Origin of the sequence: Nocardia sp. NPDC051321, from assembly GCF_044455225.1 — a bacterium.
GTDB lineage: Bacteria > Actinomycetota > Actinomycetes > Mycobacteriales > Mycobacteriaceae > Nocardia.
Map to the genome: position 1 here is coordinate 537,200 of NZ_JBITEM010000006.1, position 21,323 is coordinate 558,522.

The window sequence follows — 21,323 nt, forward strand, 5'->3', positions numbered from 1 at the left end:
GCATCAACCCCCGTGCGACCGGACCGATCAACTCGAGCGTTCACCCGTTACCGCCTGATCGCCCTCGTCTCCGGGCTCCTCGGATTCGTGCTGGCGCTGCTGACACCGCTGTTGCCGGTGCGGCAGGACCGGGCCGCGCTGGACTGGCCACAGGCCGGCGTCAGCAGCGTCGAGGCACCGCTGGTGTCGTATCAGCCACTGCGGTTGAACGCGACGCTGCCGTGCTCGCTGATACAGGCGGTGGGATCGGGCACGGTGGTGTCCACCGTGCCGGTCTCGTCGGGGCAGGCGGCGACCACCGGGCTGGTGGTGTCGGTCGCCGACGGCACGCTGTCGGTGGTGCTGCGCGATGTGCCGCTGCTGTCCGCGCCGGTCGCCGAGATCACCGCGGGGGGCTGCACGGCGCTCACCATCGATTCGACGGCCGCCGCCACGAGCACCGAGATCACCGGTGCGACGCGGCAGGACGGGACGCCGTTCCGTAACACCGTGACTCGGGACATCCGGCCGCAAATGGTCGGCGTGTTCACCGATCTCGAGGCCGGACGGTTGGACGGCGCTCGGTTGCACGCCGACATCGACTCGCGCTTCTCCTCGTCGCCGTCGGTGCTGAAGCTGGTCGCGATCATCGCGGCCGTGGTGTTCACGATCATCGCGCTGCTCGCCATGCACATGCTGGACACCAGCGATCGGCGCCGGGCACGCCGGTTCCTGCCCGCGCACTGGTGGCGGTTCACGGTGACCGACGCGGTGGTGCTCGGCACGCTCGGGCTGTGGCACTTCATCGGCGCCAACACTTCCGACGACGGCTACATCCTGAACATGGCGCGGGCCTCCGGGCACGCCGGGTACATGGCCAACTACTACCGCTGGTTCGGCGTGCCGGAGGCGCCGTTCGGCTGGTCGTACGAGGTGCTCGCGTGGATGACCAGGATCTCCGATGCCAGCCCGTGGATGCGGCTGCCCGCCGTGCTCGCGGGTGTGACGTGCTGGCTGGTGATCAGCCGGGAAGTGTTGCCGCGCTTGGGCGCCCGGGTGCGCCGGAACAAGGTGGCGCTGTGGACGGCCGGGCTGGTGTTTCTCGCCTTCTGGTTGCCGTATGACAACGGGCTGCGGCCTGAGCCGCTGATCGCGGCGGGTGCGTTGCTCACCTGGTGCTCGATCGAACGCGCCATCGCTACCGGCCGCCTGCTGCCCGCGGCGATCGCGGTGCTGATCGCCGGGTTCTCGCTGGCAGCCGGGCCGACCGGGCTCATCTGTATCGGAGCGTTGATCGCGGGTTCGCGGCCGGTGCTGCAGATCATCATCAAGCGCGCACGGGGGGTTGTTCCTGCGGTTGGTGGTGGAGTTGCCGAAAGCCCCTCGGGTTCAATGGGACTCGACGAAGACGCGGACGAGAACAGTGCTCCGGCAACAAAGTCCGGCGCGCACGCGACTCGACCCTCTTGGGCGACAACGCTTTTCCGCTATCTGGCGCTGCTCGCACCCGGCCTCTCCGCCGGAACCCTGGTGCTGGTGGTGGTTTTCGCCGATCAGACGCTGTCCACCGTGCTCGAAGCCACCCGGGTGCGCACCATCGTCGGGCCGAACGTGGCCTGGTTCGATGAACGCACGCGGTGGGATTCGCTGCTGATGCTCTCGCCGGACGGGTCGCTGGCCCGGCGGTTCGGTGTGCTGGTCATGCTGCTGTGCCTGCTGGTCTGCGTGCTGCAGGTGTTGCGCAAGGGACGCATCCCCGGCACCTCGCGCGGGCCGTCGGTGCGGATTCTCGGCATCGTGTTCGCGTCACTGGTGCTGATGATGTTCACGCCGACCAAGTGGACGCACCACTTCGGCGTGTACGCCGGATTGGCAGGCTCGCTGGCCGCGCTCGCCGCGGTCGCGGTGGGCAGCGAGGGAATTCGCTCGCCGCGCAATCGGGCGTTGTTCGCGGCGGCGGTGCTTTTCCTGCTCGCCGTGACGTTCACCGGATCGAACGGCTGGTGGTATGTATCCAGCTACGGCGTGCCGTGGTGGGACAAGGCGCCGCTGTTCGCGGGCAAGGGCTTCTCCACGCTGTTCCTCGGGCTCAGCGGGGTCGCGCTGGCGGCCGCGGTGTGGCTGCACTATCGGGAGCCGTATCGCCGGGCGCGCACGACGCCGAAGCGTTTCGATCGGTTCGCGAGCGCGCCGCTGACCATCGCCGCGGCGCTGCTCGTGCTGTTCGAGGTGGCGTCGTTGGCCAAGGCGGCGGTCGCGCAGTACCCCGCGTACTCGGTCGCCAAGTCGAATCTTCAGTCGCTGAAGGGCGATTCGTGCGCGTTGGCGAACGAGGTGCTGGTGGAGACGGACACCGCCAAGTCGGTGCTGCTCCCCTACTCCGGTGCGGCCGCCGACGGATTGGCGGCGGAGTCAAAGGGATTCACGCCCAACGGGGTCGCGAGCGACCTCACCGCCGACGCGGATGAGACCGTGTCCGGCGGGGCCAACTCGGTGAACTCCGGCGCCAAGAACAAGACCACCAAGACCACCGGCGCTGGCACCGGCGGCGGCACCACCACGCAGACCGGCATCAACGGCAGCACGGTCGCGCTGCCGTTCGGGCTCGACCCGGCGACCACGCCGATCATGGGCAGCTACCAGGAGGACGAGCAGCAGCAGGCCTCGCTGACCTCCCAGTGGTATCACCTCGATCTGTCCGACAGCATGCGCCACGACCCCGCCTATCAGGTACTTGCCATCACCGCGGCGGGCCGGATCCGGCACGTGGACGCCGACGGTGTCGTCACCTATGGCCAGGAACTGCACCTCGAATACGGCGTGCGCGCGGCGGACGGCTCGGTGCGCAAGCTCGGCTCGGTCGACCCGATCGACATCGGGCCCGCGCCGTCCTGGCGCAACCTGCGGGTGCCGCTGGACCGGCTGCCGGTCGAGGCGAACGCGGTGCGGCTGGTCGCGGCGGACAACGACATCACCCAGAAGCAGTGGCTCGCGGTCACCCCGCCTCGGCTGCCCAAGCTGGCCACGCTGAATTCCGTTGTCGGATCGCGGAACCCGGTGCTGCTCGACTGGCACGTCGGGCTCGCCTTCCCGTGCCAGCGCCCGTTCGACCACCACGACGGGATCGCCGAGGTGCCCGACTGGCGCATCCTGCCCGACCGGGTCGGCTCCGACGCGTCCAATGCCTGGCAGGACGACATCGGCGGCGGGCCGCTCGGCTGGACCGGGCTGCTGCTGAAGTCGCAAACCATCCCCAGCTACCTCGACCACGACTGGTCGCGCGACTGGGGATCCCTGGAGAAGTTCACCCCATATGACCCGAACGCGACACCGGCTGAGATCGGCGTCACGGTGCAAACCCGAAGCGGTTTGGCCAAGGACGATCCGATCCGGGTTCGCTAGCCGTAGTTGCCGTTCCGTGACACCGGACCAGCCGGTTCGGTGTTGCGGGGCCGCAAAGATGTTGTAAACAGACCGGTTGGACGGCAAAAACACCGCGAGATCGCAGGACGAAACCCACAGAAATCCGTAACCTGTGAACTATGACGTCGGCTTTCGACCAGATGGATCTGCGTGACCTCGTCGGTCTGCTCACCGCAGATGAACAACGCGAACTGCGCCCCGCGATCCTGCGCGTACTCGACCGCCTCCCCTCCCAGGAGGTCCTCCGCCGCGAACTCGGTCTGCGTATGACAAAGGTCTGAGCAACCCTCCCGCCACCGGTTTACTGACCGAACTGGGCCATGGTCTCAAATCGGTCAGCCGCGCCACCGAACCCGGGCAGACCCACGCAGAGTCGACGCCTTTACGGGCTATGCCCGGCACAACAATGACCAGGCGTCGCATGGTTCGCGAACGATAGGCTGGAAACCATGACAATGGCCTTCGACGACACGGACCCGCCCGAGCTCGTCGGCCTGTCTTTCGTCGGAATAGTCGAGGCGACAACCGAGTTCGCCAGCACCTCACAAGAGGTGCTCAGGCGTGAGCTCGGCGGCGTCGACTGTTCTTGACCCGCCGCTTACCCTGCCACCAGGTCACCGAACGCGACGTCGACCGGGATGGGTGAATCCAATGTCAGGCGGCGGGTGTGCAAGCAGACGAGGTGGTATCGACCTTCGGACAGGCGATATTCCTCGATCAGCTCGATGCCGTCACCTGCTTCGGTCAGAAACACTATGAGATACACCGGGATCCCGGCTGCGGCGTAAGCCGCCTTCTTCTCCACGGTGTCGGTGTGGAAGGAACTGTCGGGCGATACGACCTCGACAGCAAGGACTGTGTCGCCCGCGTAGAGCTTCACATCGTCATCGAGGCAGCGATACACGATCACATCGGGCCTGCGCAGACTCAAGGGAACATCGCTGATTCGGACGTCGACATCGGTGTCGACCATGAGGCAGGGCTCCGGTTTACGTCCGGCCTCCATGTGCGTGGCTATGCGGCGCGCCACTCGGTTGTGCAGACGCGACGGGCTCTCGCATTTCACGATGTGACCGTCGACGACTTCGATCGTGCGGCAGAAGTCTTCTGGCAGAAGCTCATAGTCCCGCGCGGTGATCTGCTCCGGGATCCACCGGTACCAGTCGCTGGGAGCGCCGCTCGTCATGCCGTGAGCCTACCGGGCGTCTGACGAGTTCTTTCCAGGTCGACAGCCAAAGCGGCGGTCGATGAAACTCATCGACCGCCGCCCCGAGTGCAAGGCTTAGAACACCCGGAGTTGGCCGGGGGACCAGAAGCCGGAGCGGGTGGTGGTGCCGGTTTCCAATTGGGCTGGGGTGGCGCTGCGGTCGTACTGGTCGTAGCGCTCCAGGGAGCCCCAGTCTCGGGCCCAGTTGTCCTTGAGGTAGGTGGGGACGGTTACTGACTTTGCCAGCATTTGGGAGAAGCCGAGGAGGCCGCCGAATTCTTCTGCCTGCCAGGTGTTGGTGGAGCTGATGGCGAGCGGGCGATCGGGCAGGATGCGGTAGCCGGGGACCTCTGCGACGCCGTTCTTGTGGTAGAGCGGGCGCTGGCAGGGGAACTGCAGGCCGACCGCCCAGTCCTCGAGGACCGGCTGATCGGAACCGATGAAGCTGTTGAGCGACTGCAACTTCGGCATCCGCGGCGGGGTGAACGCCAGCCACTGGTCGCCGATCAGGATCGGGTCGTTGGCGACGACGCGCACCACGTCGGCGTCGGGCGCGATCTCGGCGAGCGGGACGCGCAGGTTGCGCCAGGACGGGAACGGGCCGATGTCGCGCGGCAGGTAGGTGCCGAGCTTCTCGACGCTGCCGTCCGGCAGGTGCCTGCCGTAGTCGACGGTGAGCGACTGGCCGTATTTTGTGTCGCCGGTGTCGTCGACCGACAGGATGCGACCGGCCGCGGAGATCACCACGAGCGGCTTGTCCTCGGACCGCGGCGCGAGCTGGTACCAGCTCGACGTGAGGTGCGCGGGCTGCTGCACCCCGCTCTGGTAGCTGCCGAGGATCGGCGTGGTCGCCGGGTCGAGCCCGAACGGCAGCGCCACGGTGCTGCCGTTGACGCCGCGCGCACCCTGGCCACCGCCGGTGCCCGCGCTCTGCCCCTCGGCGAACGCGGCGCCGACCGACTGGGTGGAGGTGTTGCCGGTGCCCGGCTTCACCTCGACGCTGTCGGCGGACAGGTCGTTGGGCACACCGTTCGGATCGAAACCGACCGGATCGGTGCCTGCCAGCGGGTCGTTCGGGTCGGTGAGCGGATGGGCCGGATCGGCGACCGGCTGCAAGGCGCCGCCGTTCGGATTCGGTTCCACCAGCACGTCATTGGCGAGGCCGCAGCTGCTGCCGCCGATCGCGTCGAGGTTCGACCGGGCGATCGAGTACGCCGGATACTGCGCGACCGCACCCTTGACCAGCGAGAGCACCTCGAGCAACACCATCAGCGCGGCGACGACGGTGAGCGGGATCGCGGCGAACTTGCGAATCCGCTTGCCGCGCGCCGACTTCGCCGAGGCCTCCGGTTTGGCGTAGCCCTCGCGCAACGAGTGCCAGGCGACCAAAGCCAGTGCGAGACCGAACAAGCCGAGCATCAGGGTATTGGACTGGTAGCCGTGCAGCGAGATCCGCTTGTCGAACCACGGCACGCCGAAGCTGGACACATACCAGTAGCCGTTGATGCCGGAGAACGAGAGCGCGAGCACGAACAACAAGCCCGCCAGGAAGATCGCGCGATTCTTCCGCGCCCGCAAGGCCGATGCCGAGACGGCGACCGCGGTCACCGCGGCCAGCGAACCGGCGATGCCCGCGTACGCGCCGAAGTGGTGCGTCCACTTGGTCGGATTGAACATCATGAAGAAGATGGTCCCGAAGACGACACCCATCAGCCGCCAGGTCGGCCCGCTCGCGATGCCGGGAACCTGCCTGCGCCGCAACAACACCAGCATGGTGGTGAACAGGCACAGCAGCATCACCAGGAACGCGAACCGACGGGCCAGCGAACCGTCGACCGTCTCCACGAACAGGTAGTAGTAGCGCAGGTAGTCCTCGTACCAGGCGAGGTTCGGCCCGGTCACCTGACGCACCCGGTTGGCCTCCTGGATGCCCGCGAAGGTCTGATCGGTGTACACCGCGATCAGCACCAGCAACCCGGCCGCGGCGATCGGTGCGAGCAGTGGCAGCGTCGACCACCACTTCGCCCCCGCGGAGCCGAACTGCCGTCGCCTGCGCACCACGATCCGCACCAGCGGACGGATACCGGCGAGCAGCGCCGCCACACACATCAATCCGGTAGGCGCCGCAGCCAGCGTGAACGCCGCGACCAAGACCGCGACACCGGCGGGCAACAACCGCCCGGTCGCGATGGCCCGCTCGATCGATACCCAGGTGAGCAGCGCGCCCAGCGCGACGATCGGCTCCGAGCGCAGTCCGTTGTCGAACGGCAGCCAGAACGCGAGGAACACCAGACCGCCGGTCCACAGCGCGACCTTGCTGTTGCGCACGCCGCGGCCGAGCCGGGGCACCACCTCGCGGCTGATCACCATCCAGCAGAGGATGGCGCACAGCAACGCGGGCACCCGGACCCACGCGCTCGCGGTGGAGAACTCCGCGAAGAGCTGGATGACGTAGTAGTACCAGCCGAACGGCGCCTCCGGCACGCCGTACCAGCGGAAGTAGTTGGCCATGTAGCCCGCGTGCGGCGCGACCCGCACCATGCTCAGGATGTAGCCGTCGTCGGAGGTGTTGGCGCCGACGAAATGCCACACCAGCAGCGTGCCGATGATCGCGCCGTCGGCGAAGGTGGGCTTCAGCCAGTTCGACGGCAGGAACCGGCGGTGCCCGCGCCCGTCACTGCCGTCGAGCCGAGCCAGCGCCGCGAGCGCGACCAGGGTGCACAGCACCGCCGCGATCATCGCGATCAGCTTGATCGCGGTCGGGCTGCTGGAGAACCGGGTATCGACCGTCATGTTGAACGAAAGCCCGGCCGGCGCCGCGCCCTTGAGCTCGGAGAAGACGCCGACCACCTGCGGGCGCAGGTCGCTGTTCATGGTCCCTTCGACCGGCACCTCCAGCTGCTGCCCGCTGCCCGCCGGTGCCTTCGGATCGTCGACCAGCCGGGTGAGGCCCTGGAATTCCGCGTGCGTGCGCTGATTGTCGGAGGTGAGCACCAGCGCCGAGCACCGGTCCATGTCCGAGCGCTGGGCCGACACCACCACCGCGTTGCGGTCGACCACGTCCACCGAGGTGTCCGACACCCGAATGAACAACGCCTCCAGCGCGGCCCGGTCGCCCTGCGGCGGCGCGGTGGCCAGCAACATGCCGCCACGTTCCGGCAGCTGCGCGACCGCGCTACACGGGATGCTCGCGCTCAGGTCGATCGGGACCTGAGACATCAAGGGGGCCTGCACATTGCCGAGCGTCCCGCCCTGTGGCCAGTTCAACTGCGCGGTGGTCTGCGTCACCGGCAGGAACGGTGTCGCCAAGGCGAACAACGCGCCGAGCAATCCGGCGACCAGCGCGATTATTCGCGCGGTGCGGAAATCGGCCGGAGAGGCCGCTGGCACGGAGGGCGGTTTCGTCAGGACAGCAGTAGCGGCGTCGGGCACGATTGGCAATGCTAGCTCCCCGCCCCTCCCACGTCTTCAGGCCAGGCTAGTCCGCCACTCCGAGTCTTTAGGCAGGGCTCCCCCGCCTCTCCGCGTATTCAAGCCAGACTTAAGTGCGCGGCAAGTTTCGCCGGCGTCCAGCGGTTAGTCGCGAATCACGTTGTGGGCGTACCCGGCGAGTTACCCATGTTCGCACCAGATCAGTTGGCCGTTTCTAGATCAATTGAAATGTGGAATGAACTTCTTCCGCCCTGACCTGGATAAATGTCATACCGGCTGACATATGCACAGCGGCGACTCGCCGGACACGCCCAGCATGACCGCCGTTCCCGGCCGCGTGCCGTAAGCACTAGTCGGACCGCATCCCAAGACCGGCAAAACGCGCGCGACGGCGGGCTGGCAAGGTGTGGGTATGACCAAGGTGAATCTCACGACGAATTACGGACCGATCGTCCTGGAACTTGACGACCAGAAGGCGCCGAACACGGTGCAGAACTTCGTGGATTACGTGAACGCGGGTCACTACAACGGCACCATCTTCCACCGCGTCATTCCCGGCTTCATGATTCAGGGCGGCGGCTTCGAGCGCGGCCTGCGCCAGAAGGGCGTGCAGGCGCCGATCCAGAACGAGGCCAATAACGGCCTGAAGAACGACAAGTACACGGTGGCGATGGCGCGCACCAACGACCCGCACTCGGCGACCGCGCAGTTCTTCGTCAACGTCTCCGACAACGCGTTCCTGAACCACTCCGCGCCGACCCCGTCCGGCTGGGGTTACACGGTGTTCGGCAAGGTGATCGAGGGCACCGAGGTGGTCGACAAGATCGCCGCCGTCGCCACCGGCACCACCGGCGGGCACCAGGACGTGCCGACCGACGACGTCATCATCGAATCCGCCAGCCTCGGCTGAGGTAGCCCGACTCGGGTGAATCGGGCCGCGCCCCAACGGGATGCGGCCCGATTCCGGTTTTACAACGGCAGTAGGTGGTGCTTGCGCGGATTGCGCGCCAGCGTCTTGTCGCGCAGCAGCTGCAGGGCTTTGCGCAGTTCCAACCGGGTGTTGGCGGGCTCGATGACCGCGTCGATGTACCCGCGCTCGGCGGCCACCCATGGCGTCGCCATGGTGGCGTTGTAGAAGTCGATCATCTGCTGGCGCACGGCCGCCCGTTGCTCCTCGGGCGCAGCCTCGATCTGCTTACCGCCGATCAGGCTCACCGCGCTCTCGGCACCCATCACCGCGATGCGCGCGGTCGGCCAGGCCAGGTTCACGTCGGCGCCGAGCTGCTTGGAGCCCATCACCGCGTAGCCGCCACCGTACGACTTGCGAATCACGACAGTCACTTTCGGTACCGTCGCCTCCACGTAGGAGAACAGGAACCGGCCGCCGCGCTTGATCACGCCGATTTTCTCCTGCTCCACGCCGGGCAGGAAGCCCGGGGTGTCGACGACGAAGACCAGCGGGATCTCGAACGCGTCGCTCAGGCGCACGAAATGCGCCGCCTTGTCCGAGGCCCGCGCGTCCAGCGCGCCCGCGTAGACCATCGGCTGGTTGGCCACGACGCCGACGGGACGACCGTCGACGCGGGCGAAGCCGGTGATGATGTTGCGTCCCGCGGTTGCGCCGATCTCGTGGAAGCCGCCGTCGTCGAAGATGCGCAGCAGGATGTCGTGCATGTCGTAGGCGGCGTTATCCGAGTCCGGCACCAGGGAATTCAGTTCCAGGTCGCTGTCGGTGAGCTCCGGCTCCAGGCCGGGATTCACGATCGGCGGCAGCTCCTGACAGCTGGTCGGCAGGAAGCTCAGGTAGTCGCGCACCCACTCGAACGCCGACTTCTCGTCCGGCGCGACGTGATGGATGTTGCCGTACTCGGCCTGGCTCTGCGCGCCGCCGAGCTCCTCGAGGCTGACGTCCTCGCCGGTGACCTCGCGGATCACCTTGGGGCCGGTGACGAACATGTACGCCTCTTCGGTCGCCACCACCACGTCGGTGTTGATCGGGGCATACACCGCGCCGCCCGCGCACTTGCCGAGGATCATCGAGATCTGCGGCACCAGACCGGACAGCGGCTCCTGCCGACGACCCAGCTCGGCGTACCAGGCCAGCGAGGTCACCGCCTCCTGCACGCGCGCGCCACCGGAATCGTTGATGCCGACCACCGGGCAGCCGACCTTGGCCGCGTACTCCATGATCCCGGCGACCTTGCGGCCGAACATCTCGCCGACCGAACCGCCGTACACGGTCTGGTCGTGCGAGAACACCGCCACCGGTCGGCCCTCGACGAGGCCGTGCCCGGTGACCACGCCGTCGCCGTAGAGCGCGGTGGGGTCACCCGGCTTGCGCACCAGCGCACCGATTTCCACGAAAGTGCCTGGATCGAGCAGCATGTTGATCCGGTCGCGGGCACTGGGGATGCCCTTCTTCGCCCGCTTCGCCACTCCCGCTTCGCCCGCCGGTTCCTGCGCGAGATCCAGTCTTTTACGCAGGTCGGCAAGCTTCTCAGCAGTAGTACTCACAGCTGCACCTCGCTAGCGCTCGGCTCCGCCGTGCCCACCGGCGCTGCGTAAATGGTTCGCGCGCTTCGCTTGCTCACGTGGCCCCTTTCGTAAGGTGCACCCCTAAGGGGCAATCACCGCAAGCTTCGCGGTGAGGTCGGCTCCGATCTTTCCGATCCGCGGTTCATCGACGATCTGCAGGTGGTCGCCCGGGATGTGGATGACCTCGAGGTTTGGAATGTATTCGTCCCAACCACCATTCGGGCGCCGATCGGCGTAACGGGGCTCCAATTCGATCATGCCGTCCTGGTAGCGATCCGCGAGATACAGCACAACATCGCCGTCGTACCGGGTCGGCGTGGTCTTGGCCAGGTGCCGTCCCTCGATCCACGAGGTGCGCTGATGCTCGAGCACGCCGCCGGGAATCTTGGTACCGCTGATCTTGACCAGGTCGCTGATCATCTTGAACTGCTCTTCATCGGAAGCCGCGGCCAGCTCCTGCAGCTGCTCCGGCGGGAGTTCGCCTTCGACGCCATAGGTCTTCTTCGCGAACACCTGGTAACGCTCGATCCGGCGCACCCGTTCTTCCGGGCTGTTGTCCTCGTTCTCGACCGGGATGGCCAGGTCGATCAGGCCGACGATGCGCACGTCGGCACCTTCGGCGCGCAGCAGCTGCGCGACCTGCAGCGCGAATACGGCGCCGAGCGACCAGCCGTACAGGACGTACGGGCCGTCACCCTGCATCTTGCGCAGCTCGGTCACATACTGCTGCGAGCGCTCCAGGATGTCGCCTTCGACGCGCTCGAAGCCGTACATGGGCGTGCCTGCCGGCAGTCGCTTCAGCAGCGGCTCGTAGACCAGCGTGTTGCCGCCCGACGGGTGGAACACGAAGACCGGCACCGCATTCGAGCCCGCCTCGCGCGGCCGCAGCGGGCGGATGAAGCCGTCCACGTCGGCGCCGCTGTCCTGGAGGTTGCGCACGACATCGGCGAGTTGCTCGATGGTCTCGCAGTCGAGCACGTCGTCGACGGTGACCTCGGCCTTGACCCGCTCGGTGAGTCGGTCCGCCAGCTTCTCGGCGACCTCCTCCGCGAGGATCGGCAGGGTGTTGAAGATGCCGCCTGCCGACTTGCCGGTGACGATCGCCCAGGTGGCGAAGGTCAGGCGCTCGGCCGCGTCGCGGGGCGGCACGTCGTCGTCTTCGTCGGCCGAGGACGGCGCGTTGAAGACCGGCTTTGTCGTAGCCGCTTGCGCGGTGACCGCCTCGGCGGCACCCACCGCGGTGGTGTCCACGTTGTCGAGGGACTGGGTGGTCGCCGCTTCCTTGGCATCCGCCGCGGCGGCCTGCTCTTGCGAGACCGGCGCGGGTGTCGCGGTGCTGGGCGCGGCACCGGTGACGCCTGCGGCGGTTTCGGCTTCCGAGACGATCTCCGCGGCCTCGGCGGCCACCGACGTGCTCGCCACGTCCAGCGAAACACCTTCGGCGGCAGCCGCTTTCGCTACCGCGGCGGCCGGGTCCGCACCGGCTTCGACGGCGGCGCGCGCGGCGGCGACGAACCCGCCGTCGACCACGATCTCCTCGCCCGCCGCCTGCCGCTCGGCCACCGCACGCATCTCTTCGCGGTGCTCGACGGCGTAGCGCAGCACCTTGCCGACCTCGTTGAGGTTGGCGTCGCGCACGGCCTGGATCTGCAGCTGCGGGATGTCGAATTCGTATTCGACGCGGTTCTTGATGCGCATCGCCATCAGCGAATCGAGGCCGAGCTCCATCAGCGGGATCTCCATCGGGAGGTCCTCCACCGCGTAGCCCATCGACTCGGCGACGATCAGCGCGAGCCGGTCGTCGAGCGACTGGTTGCCGTTCGGATCCCACCGATCACCGAAGGTCTCCACCACCTCGAGGTCGGTGCCACCCGCCGGTTCGACCGCCGTGCCGGTTGCCGGAACGGTCTCGGCCGCAACGGATTCGGGCAGCGGCGCACCGGAGGTGACCACCGCGTCGAACAGCAGCCGGAAGCTCGCGCCCTCCTTGGCGTGCACCTGCACCGACGCCCCACCAGGATGCGGGGTGAGCGTGGTGGTGAGCGTGCCGACGGCGGGGACCGCGGCGTGCGCGATCGACGCGCCGAGCGTCACGTCGCTGAGCACCTGTGCCGCAGCGGCATTCACCAGTGCGGCGAGATCGCCTGCCGATTCGGCCTGCACCTCCCACGCGTGCCTGCCGTCCGGCAGTGCCACGTGCGCGCCGGGTGCCCCGGTGTTCCCGGTCGCGGCCAGCGAGACCTTCGGCCAGAACTCCTTGCGCACGAACTTGGTTCGCGGAATGTCGGCGTAGTCGCCCGGCGTCAGCAGCGACGACAGGTCGACCTTGTGTCCGTGCACGTACAGCTGGGCCAGCGCGCCGATCACGCCGGCGGCCTCGTCTTCCTTGCGCTTCAGCGTCGGGATGAGCTGTGCATCGTGCAGGCCCGCCGCGAAGGTGGTGCCGAGCACCTGCATCAGCGCAACGGAATTCGGCGCGAGCTCGAGGAAGGTGGTGTGCCCCGCGTCCACCGCGAGCTTCACCGCGTTGGTGAAGAACACGCTGCCGCGCATGTTCTTGACCCAGTAATCCTCGGTGTGCACCGGATCGTTGCCGGGGCGGTAGAACTCGCCCTTGTGCACCGTGGAGTACAGGCCGGTCTTCAACTTGGTCGGCTCGATACCGGCCAGTTCCGCGGCCAGCTCGCCGAGCAGCGGGTCCATCTGCGAGGTGTGGCCCGCGCCGCGGGTCTGCAGGATGCGGGCGAACTTGCCCGCCGCCTCGACCCGCGCGACGATCGCCTCGACCTGATCCTTCGGGCCGCCGATCACCGTGTTGGTCGGCGCCGCGTACACGCCGACCTCGACGTCCGGATAGTCGACGAGCAGCTCTTCGATTTCCTCAGCGCTCTTTTCGACGAGTGCCATGTTGCGCACGTCGTCGTCGGTGATCATCTGCTCACCCTCGTACATCAGCCGCGAGCGCGCGCAGATCACCCGCACCGCGTCCTCGAGCGGCAGGCCGCCTGCGATGTAGGCCTCGGCAACCTCGCCCATCGAATGGCCGATCACCGCTTCGGGCTGTGCGCCGTGCGCACGCAGCACCGCGGCAAGGCCGATCTGGATGGTGAAGATGCCGACCTGCGAGGTGCCGACGTTGTAGTCCTGGCTGTCGTCGAGGAACAGCTCACGGATCGAGTACCCGGCCTCGTCTTCTACCAGCGCGTCGACCTCGTCGACGGCCTTGGCGAAGATCGAGTTCTCCAGGTAGAGCCGCTTGGCCATCTTGCGATGCTGCGCACCGAAACCGGAGAGCACCCAGACCGGACCCATGACCGCGGGCGCGTCGGCGGTGAACACCCCGGCGCCCGGCTTGCCCGCCGCGATGGCACGCAGGCCGGAGACGGCCTCCTCATGGGTGCTGGCGAGCACCACGCCGCGCGAACGCCAGTGACTGCGCTTGGCCAGCGACCGCGCCACATCCTCGAGCGAAACATCGCGCCCCGCATCGGATTCCAGCCAGTCGGCCAGTTCCGCCGCGGCCCGGCGGCGGCGGGAGGGCAGGTAACCGGAGACCGGCAGGATCACCGGCAGCGGCTCGGTCCGCTCGGCGGTCCATTCGGCAACGGGGGCAACGGTTTCCGCGACCGGAGCGGCGGCTTCGATGGCAGGCGCGACGATTTCGGCGTCATCCTCGACAACCGCGTCCGCTTCCGCGATCACGTCGGTCGTCTCGTCGTCGAGTTCGGCATCGAGCGCGGCGGCGTCGACCGCCTCGGGTGCTTCCGGCTCGGCGGCCGCGACCTCGGCCCAAGCCGGAACGTATTCCTGCACAACGACATGCGCGTTGGTGCCACCGAAGCCGAAGCCGGAAATACCGATGGTGGCGGTGCCGCTGTAGCGCGGGAATTCCGTCGGCTCGACGACCACCTTCAGGTGCGACTGGTCCCACGGGATGTACGGGTTGGGGCCCGCGTAGTTGATGTTCGGCGGAATGACGTTGTGCTGCAAGCCCATCACCACCTTGGCCAGGCTTGCCGCACCCGCGCCGGATTCCAGGTGGCCGAAATTGGTCTTGGCCGAACCGAGCAGCGCGGGCTTGTCCTCGTCGCGACCGCGGCCGACCACCTTGGCCAGCGCGTCGGCCTCGATCGGATCGCCGAGCGGGGTGCCGGTGCCGTGTGCCTCGATGTAGTCGACGGTGGACGGCACGATGCCCGCGTCCCGGTACGCCCGGCGCAGCACGTCGGCCTGGGCGTCGGGGTTCGGCGCGTACAGGCCGTTGGAGCGGCCGTCGCTGTTGACCGCGGAACCCTTGATCACGGCCATGATTCGATCGCCGTCACGTTCGGCGTCGGCGAGGCGCTTGAGCACGAACAGCCCCGCGCCCTCCGAGCGGACCATGCCATCGGCGTCCGACGAGAAGGCCTTGACCCGGCCGTTCTTGGCGACGCCGCCGCCCATGTCGAAGCCGAGGGTGGCCATCGGCGCCAGGATCATGTTCACGCCACCGGCCAGCGCCACGTCGGCGTCGCCCTCGCGCAGCGCGCGCACCGCCTGATGGACCGCGACCAGGGTCGACGAGCACGCGGTGTCGACGGTGACCGAGGGGCCGCGGAAGTCGTAGAAGTAGGAGACTCGGTTGGCGATGATGCCGCTCGAGCTGCCGCTGATGCCGTACGCCTGCGCGGACGCCGGCACGTTCGGACCCTGATCGGCGCCGAGGCCGAGCGCGGCGATCAACATGAAGTCGCTGGTGGACGAGCCGATGAACATGCCGACCGGCTGGCCCTTGAGCTCGCTCGCCGGAATTCGGGCGTGCTCCAACGCTTCCCAGGTCAGCTCCATCATCAGGCGCTGCTGCGGATCGACCCGCTCGACCTCGATGGGCGACATCGCGAAGAACTCCGCGTCGAAGCCCTTCACCACGTCCTGGTCGAGATAGCCGCCGAGGGTGTTGCCGTCGGCGATGGCCTTGGCGGCCGCTGGGTTGCTGGTGAACTCGGCCCACCGGCCCTCCGGCAATTCCCGGATGGCGTCGCCGCGGCCGATCAGGAAGTCCCAGGTGGACTCGGGGGTATCGCCCGCGCCGGGCAGCCGGGTGGACAGGCCGATAATGGCGATGTCGTGCGCCTCGCCCGAGGTGAAGCCGTCGGTGTAGAAGGCATCGCCGGACGCCTCTTCGGCCGTCTCCGGTTCGCCGTTGATGACCATCTCGGCCAGCGACGCGATCGTCGGATGCTGGAAGTAGGCGGTCGCGGTGAGCACCACGCCGGTCAGGTCCTCGATGTCGCCGACGAGCGCGATGGCGTCGCGCGAGGCGAGCCCGAACTCCTCCATCGGCCGGTCGACGGTGATCTGCTCGACCGGCTGCCCGATCGCGTCGGCGACCCAGTTGCGCAGCCAGTCCCGCAGCTCGGCGACCGTCATGTCGGTCTGTGCGCCGCCGGGGGTGGCGGCGGCGGCCACCTGACCGGAAGCCTGGTCGGCCTCCGCGCCTGCGGGCAGGGATTCGGTCGTCGTGGTGGACGTGCCCTCGTTGTCAGCCATCAATTCCTCAAGCTACCTGTCTGCGAACCGGGCGTGCCGCGCTTGGGACATTGGACGACATGTCGGCTGTCCGAGGCCACCCCTGGGCAATTACTCTTCCGGTGCATCGGGGAACGCCTGCTGGGTGTAACCACCCCGTAGCGTTCCCTCGAGGTAGGCGGCCTTGCAGGCCCGCCGGGCGATCTTGCCGCTGGAGGTACGCGGGATGGAGCCCGCGGGGACCAGCAATACGTCTCGAACGGTGACACCGTGGCGCGACGCCACCGCGGCGCGCACCTCGTCGGCGATGGGCAGCGGATCGGCCTTGCCCGCGCCAGGGCCACGCTCGGCCACGATGACGAGCTGCTCGGAGGCGTCGTCGGCGTCGAACTTCAGGCCCGAATGGCTGCCCTGGTCGAAGACGAGCGCGGGTAGCTGATTGGCGGGCACCGAGAACGCGGCGATGAAGCCGGGTCGCAGCGCCTTCGAGGCTTCCTGTGCGGAGAACTCGAGATCCTGCGGGTAGTGGTTGCGGCCGTCGACGATCACCAGGTCCTTCACCCGCCCGGTGATGTACAGCTCGCCGTCCAGATACACGCCGTAGTCGCCGGTGCGCATCCAGTTGGCGTCGCGCTCGGTGCCTTCGGCGTGGCTGCCCTCGGCCAACCGGTGCGGCACCTTGTTCTGGAAGGTCGCCGACGTTTCGTCCGGCCTGCCCCAGTACCCGATGCCCATGTTGTTGCCGTGCAGCCAGATCTCGCCGACCCGGCCGTCGGGCTGCTCGGTCCCGCCGTCGACCTCGACGGTCTCCGGGTCGACGATCACGGCCCACTGCGACAGCGCGACGTAACCGCAGGAGACCTGCGCGATGGCGTTCTCGGTGCCCGGCTCGACCTTGACCATGCGGCCCGCGTTGAGCTCGATGCGGTCCACGTAGGTGACCTTGGCCTCGTCCTCGGCCTTGGTCGCCGACACGAACAGCGTCGCCTCGGCCATGCCGTAGCACGGCTTGATCGCCGTCTTGGGCAGGCCGTAGGGCGCGAAGGCCTCGTTGAACTTCTTCATCGAGGAGGTGGTGACCGGCTCGCTGCCGTTGATCAGGCCGATCACGTTCGATAGGTCCAGCGACTCGCCGTTCTTCGGCAGGCCACGCGCCGCGGCGTGCTCGAACGCGAAATTCGGTGCGGCGGCGAAGGTTCCGGCGCCGTCGGACTGCGCGGCGAGCTCCTTGATCCAGCGATACGGGCGGCGAACGAACGCGCTCGGCGACATGATGGTGATGAACTTGCCGCCGACCGCGGGCAGGATCACCGTCAGCAGGCCCATGTCGTGGAACAGCGGCAGCCAGGTGACCCCGCGCGAGTTCCAGTCCAGGTTGATCGCGTCGACCATCTGCAGCAGGTTGGTGCCGACCGCGCGGTGCGTGATCTCCACACCGGCCGGGGTACGGGTCGAGCCCGAGGTGTACTGCAGGTAGGCGATGTCATCGATGGCGATATCGGGACGCACCCAGCTTTCACCTACGGTGTCCGGGATCGCGTCGACCGCGATGATGCGCGGGCGCTGGGCGAAGGGCAGCGAGCGGAACAACTGCCGCACCCCGGCCGCCGACGAACTGGCGGTCAGTACGGCGGCGGGCTCGCAGTCGCCGAGCACAGCATGCAGGCGGTCGGTGTGACCCGGCTCGTCCGGATCGAACAGCGGCACCGAGATGGTGCCCGCGTAGATCGCGGCGAAGAAGGAGACCACATAATCCAAGCCCTGCGGCGCGAGGATCGCGACCCGGTCGCCCGGGTTGGTCACCTGCTGCAGTCGAGCGGCCACCGCGCGCAGCCGAATGCCGAACTCACGCCACGTCAGTTCCTGCGCCTCGCCATCGCGCTCACGCGAGTAATCGATGTAGCGGTACGCCAGGGTGTTCGCGTCGTTCCGGGTGTGCTTCTCGACGTGGTCGACCAGGGTGTGATCCTCGGGAATTCGGATGTTCCCGGTCTCGTCCAGGTAGTCGTCGAAAGTCTCTTCCATTCCTTCTTCTCCTCCGAGGCACACGCAGCAATACGGCGACAACGCCGTTGTTACCTGTGAGGCCCCGACTCGCTTTCGCCCGCGGGTGGCTCCAAGTGCCCGAGTCAGCCTGCAGTTATTGGGCGGTCTGCGCGGTGACCGCTATCGGCTAGATGTACTCAAACCAGAGTCATGTTACAGAGAAGCCCGGCTCACTCGTCTCGCAGCAGGGGAATAACGGGGGCGAATGCGTCCATCTGGGTGGGAAACACCCCGACATACGACATCGAGGTGAGTTGGCGCACACGACGGATCTGCTCGGCGATTTCCTCGAAGCTGCCGATCGCCACGTAGGGCGAGCGCAGGATGTCCTCGACCGAAAGCTTCACGTCCACTTCGAGATCCGGGTGCAGACCGCGCTCGATCGCGGAAAGTGCCATCTCAGCGGTCTTCTCGCGATCGTCGGTGATGACGATGGCGGTGATGGCCCAGTTGAGCTCGATATCGGCGAACCGGTCGCCCGCGGCCTCGCGGATCAGGTTCACCTTCTCGATCGTCTTCTCCAGCGTGATACCCGACAAGAGGCCTTTACCGTTCTTCGTGGTCACCGGCACGATCGAGATGATGTCGGCGTGCTTGGCGGCCAGCCGCAGCATCTTCGGGCCACCGCCGCCGGTGCAGATCGGCGGGCGCGGGCCCTGCCGCGGCCGCGGCGTGCCCTTGATCCCGTGCACCTGGTAGTACTTGCCCTCGAAGGTGCACTCCTGGCCGCGCAGCAGCACGTCGAGGATGGTCAGCGTCTCGTCCAGCTTCTCCAGCCGGACGCCGGGCGACTCGTAGGGCAGGCCTGCGGCGAGGAACTCGTCCTGCTTCCAGCCCGCGCCGACACCCACCTCGAGGCGGCCCTTGGACAGCACGTCGATGGTGGCCAGGTCCTTAGCCAGCACCACGGGGTGCCGGAAACCGTTGGCCAGCACCGACGTTCCGAGTCGGATCTTCTCGGTGGCCTGAGTGAGCGCGCCGAGCGCGGCGATCGGGCCGATCTGATCACCGAGGTGATCCGGCACGAAGAAGGTGTCGAAGCCGTATTCCTCGGCCTGCTGCGCCGTCTGGACGAACTTGCGGGCGCCACCCTCTTGCTTGTTTCCCTCGCCCGCTGCCCCGAAGCGGAAGCTGCGCAGCGGCGTACCGAGCGCGGTCAACTCACCGGCTGGTGCGGCGGCTTCTGTCATGAACTCATGCTCCTGGCTGTAAGGAAGTTCGGGCGCGACGGTGCAGGACGATCCCACCCCGAACACGAAGTCGGTGTTGCCTGCGTCGCGATCACCAGCGGCACTTTACAGCGTCCTGCCCAACGGGAGTCGCGCTTGCCGGAGCAGTTCTAGGTGTACTGCGTGCCGAGCGGAACATTGACTGTGAGTTCTCACGACTCCACCTCGCCGACGCTCGGCTCCGCCGTGCGAAGACACGCGGCGCACTCACGAATGCGCCGGATGCGGCGCCGCTTCGATGACCCCGTTCGCCCAGTTGACGGTCCACTGGGTGGAGGTCGCTCCGTTGTCCTCGACGACGAAACCGTTGTACAGCGCGTGCACCGGATTGCCCGCCGCACGCACCAGCGCGCCGACGCTGCCCATGATGTTGAACGGGCTCAACGCCTGTCGCGGCGCGTCACAGATCAGGTCGCCCTGCGCGCAGATGGTGAACGTGCGCGGGGCCAGTTCGCCGAAGCCGCCTGGCCGCGGACCGGTCATCGTGATGCCGGGAACGTTGAGACCCTTCAGCGCGACCTCCGCGCCGACGCCCGCAGGCACCGCGCCGACCTGAACCGCTTCGCCCGGGCCGGTGTCGCCGGTGCGCCTGCCGTCCGAAATCAGCGTCACGCCGAGCACCTTGTTCGCAGGCACCGGCCCCTTGCCCTGGCCGATGTCGGAGGCCACGTCGCCCGCGATCACCGCGCCCTGCGAGAACCCGGCGATCACGTAACTGGTCAACGGACAGTCGCGGTAGCGCGCGGCCATCGCGTCGACCATCCGCTGAGTGCCCTCGGACCGGCTGTCGTTGTACGACGCCTGACCGTCCGGCGGCAGCGCGATCGGATTGGAGAACTGCGCCACATACGGGACGGTGTACACGTCCAGCCGTTCCTTCGGAAACTGCTGACCGACCGGGTTGGAGACGTTGAGCATCAACGAATTCGGATTCGCCGTCGGGTTGTGCGGGTCATCGTTGCTATTGGACTCCCAGGTGCCCGGCACCGCGATCATCTGCACGTCCGGGCAATCCGCCGACTGCGAAGTCGGCTCCTTCGGCGGCTTGGGCCCCGGCTTCGGCTGCTTCAGCACACCGGCAAGCAGGTACCAGAGCAACAGCACCACGATGATGATCAGAATCGGAATCCCGATCAGCAGGAGACAACCCGCCGGCCTCGACCGACGAGTTCCCGAACCGCCGCGTGCGTTCACGACTGCGCCTCGCTGGCGCTCGGCTCCGTCGTGACCGCGAGGCGGCTGTGTTGACGGCTCACTCGCTGCGCTCGCTCACGGCTTGCAGTACGTCTGCTTAGCGGCGCTGATGTAAACCTGCCCGGCCTTCTCCACCGGCATCTTCGCCGGATCGAAAGACGGATCGGAACCGGCCATCGCGGTCACGAAGGTCATCAGATCCTGATCGGAAGCACCGGACGCGGTGCCCTGGCACACATAATTCGCCACACTCAGCGCGATATCAGGAGTCGACGGAGTGACACCCTGCTGCTTGAGCGCGTCGAGATACTTCTTGTCCTTATCGGTGAGCTTCGAGGTATCCGCAGGCGGCGCGGACTCGATCGGCTGCGGACGCTCCGGCGCCGGTGCCGCCTCAGCCGGCGGCTGCTCGGACGCCGGTGCCGGAGCGGGCGCAGGCGCCTGCTGGCCGGGATCCACACTGGTGCTGGACGCGGCGGGCGGCTGCGTCGCCGCCGTGGTACGGGTCAACGTCGGCGTGCTCGACGCGGTCGAGTCATTGCCGCCACAGGCAGCGAGCAGGCCGGTCGCGGCGATCGCCACCACAACGCCGAATACCTTGCCACGGGTCCTCTGCATGAATTCTGTCCTCGATCTGTTCGCAAACGGGGGAGGTCGCCCCCCAACATAGCTGGATTTATTTGCCGCGTGGCCGCGGCGTGTTCGTGGCCCCCGGTGTCTCGCGTCCGAGCGGTCGAGACTCGCGCCTGCGGCGCATGCGCTTCGACCAC

12 protein-coding genes are annotated in these 21,323 nt (G+C 67.5%); 4 read left to right on the plus strand and 8 right to left on the minus strand.

What is annotated here, in order from left to right; all coding sequences use genetic code 11:
• Positions 1–12: 12 nt before the first annotated feature.
• The 3 genes from ACIA8C_RS17430 (at position 13) to ACIA8C_RS17440 (ending at position 3,992) form a co-directional block, all read left to right on the plus strand.
• Positions 13–3,381 carry an arabinosyltransferase domain-containing protein gene (locus tag ACIA8C_RS17430; protein WP_397135625.1) on the plus strand — a complete coding sequence of 1,123 codons (3,369 nt, stop codon included), beginning with the start codon at positions 13–15 and terminating at the stop codon, positions 3,379–3,381.
• A 140-nt stretch (positions 3,382–3,521) separates the two neighbouring features.
• Positions 3,522–3,683 carry a hypothetical protein gene (locus tag ACIA8C_RS17435; RefSeq protein ID WP_396991813.1) on the plus strand — a complete coding sequence of 54 codons (162 nt, stop codon included), beginning with the start codon at positions 3,522–3,524 and terminating at the stop codon, positions 3,681–3,683.
• Between the two features lie 168 nt (positions 3,684–3,851).
• A complete protein-coding gene (locus tag ACIA8C_RS17440; RefSeq protein WP_397135627.1) occupies positions 3,852–3,992 on the plus strand; it encodes a hypothetical protein in 141 nt (46 codons plus the stop codon).
• An 8-nt stretch (positions 3,993–4,000) separates the two neighbouring features.
• Here the strand turns inward: ACIA8C_RS17440 and ACIA8C_RS17445 are convergent, their stop codons facing one another.
• The gene (locus ACIA8C_RS17445) at positions 4,001–4,588 is read right to left on the minus strand and encodes a Uma2 family endonuclease (protein WP_397135629.1); all 588 of its coding nucleotides are present in this window, start codon (positions 4,586–4,588) and stop codon (positions 4,001–4,003) included.
• Positions 4,589–4,684: 96 nt separating this feature from the next.
• The gene (locus ACIA8C_RS17450; protein WP_397135631.1) at positions 4,685–8,041 is read right to left on the minus strand and encodes an arabinosyltransferase domain-containing protein; all 3,357 of its coding nucleotides are present in this window, start codon (positions 8,039–8,041) and stop codon (positions 4,685–4,687) included.
• Positions 8,042–8,453: 412 nt separating this feature from the next.
• Between ACIA8C_RS17450 and ACIA8C_RS17455 the strand changes: the two genes are divergently transcribed.
• Entirely contained in the window at positions 8,454–8,951 is a 498-nt protein-coding gene (locus ACIA8C_RS17455; protein WP_396991817.1) for a peptidylprolyl isomerase, read from the plus strand.
• 59 nt (positions 8,952–9,010) lie between these two features.
• Here the strand turns inward: ACIA8C_RS17455 and ACIA8C_RS17460 are convergent, their stop codons facing one another.
• From ACIA8C_RS17460 to ACIA8C_RS17485, 6 genes are all read right to left on the minus strand, one after another.
• Positions 9,011–10,555, minus strand: a complete 1,545-nt coding sequence (locus ACIA8C_RS17460; protein ID WP_397135633.1) for an acyl-CoA carboxylase subunit beta — start codon at positions 10,553–10,555, stop codon at positions 9,011–9,013.
• A 102-nt stretch (positions 10,556–10,657) separates the two neighbouring features.
• Positions 10,658–16,105 (minus strand): polyketide synthase Pks13, encoded by a 5,448-nt coding sequence (gene pks13 / locus ACIA8C_RS17465; RefSeq protein WP_397135635.1) that lies wholly within the window; start codon positions 16,103–16,105, stop codon positions 10,658–10,660.
• Positions 16,106–16,195: 90 nt separating this feature from the next.
• A complete protein-coding gene (gene fadD32 / locus ACIA8C_RS17470) occupies positions 16,196–18,109 on the minus strand; it encodes a long-chain-fatty-acid--AMP ligase FadD32 (RefSeq protein ID WP_397135637.1) in 1,914 nt (637 codons plus the stop codon).
• Positions 18,110–18,300: 191 nt separating this feature from the next.
• Positions 18,301–19,320 carry an LLM class F420-dependent oxidoreductase gene (locus ACIA8C_RS17475; protein ID WP_397135639.1) on the minus strand — a complete coding sequence of 340 codons (1,020 nt, stop codon included), beginning with the start codon at positions 19,318–19,320 and terminating at the stop codon, positions 18,301–18,303.
• A 246-nt stretch (positions 19,321–19,566) separates the two neighbouring features.
• Positions 19,567–20,553, minus strand: a complete 987-nt coding sequence (locus ACIA8C_RS17480) for a cutinase family protein (RefSeq protein WP_397135641.1) — start codon at positions 20,551–20,553, stop codon at positions 19,567–19,569.
• A gap of 75 nt (positions 20,554–20,628) precedes the next feature.
• On the minus strand, positions 20,629–21,171 hold the full coding sequence (locus ACIA8C_RS17485) for a DUF732 domain-containing protein (protein WP_397135643.1): 543 nt from the start codon (positions 21,169–21,171) through the stop codon (positions 20,629–20,631).
• Positions 21,172–21,323: the final 152 nt, after the last annotated feature.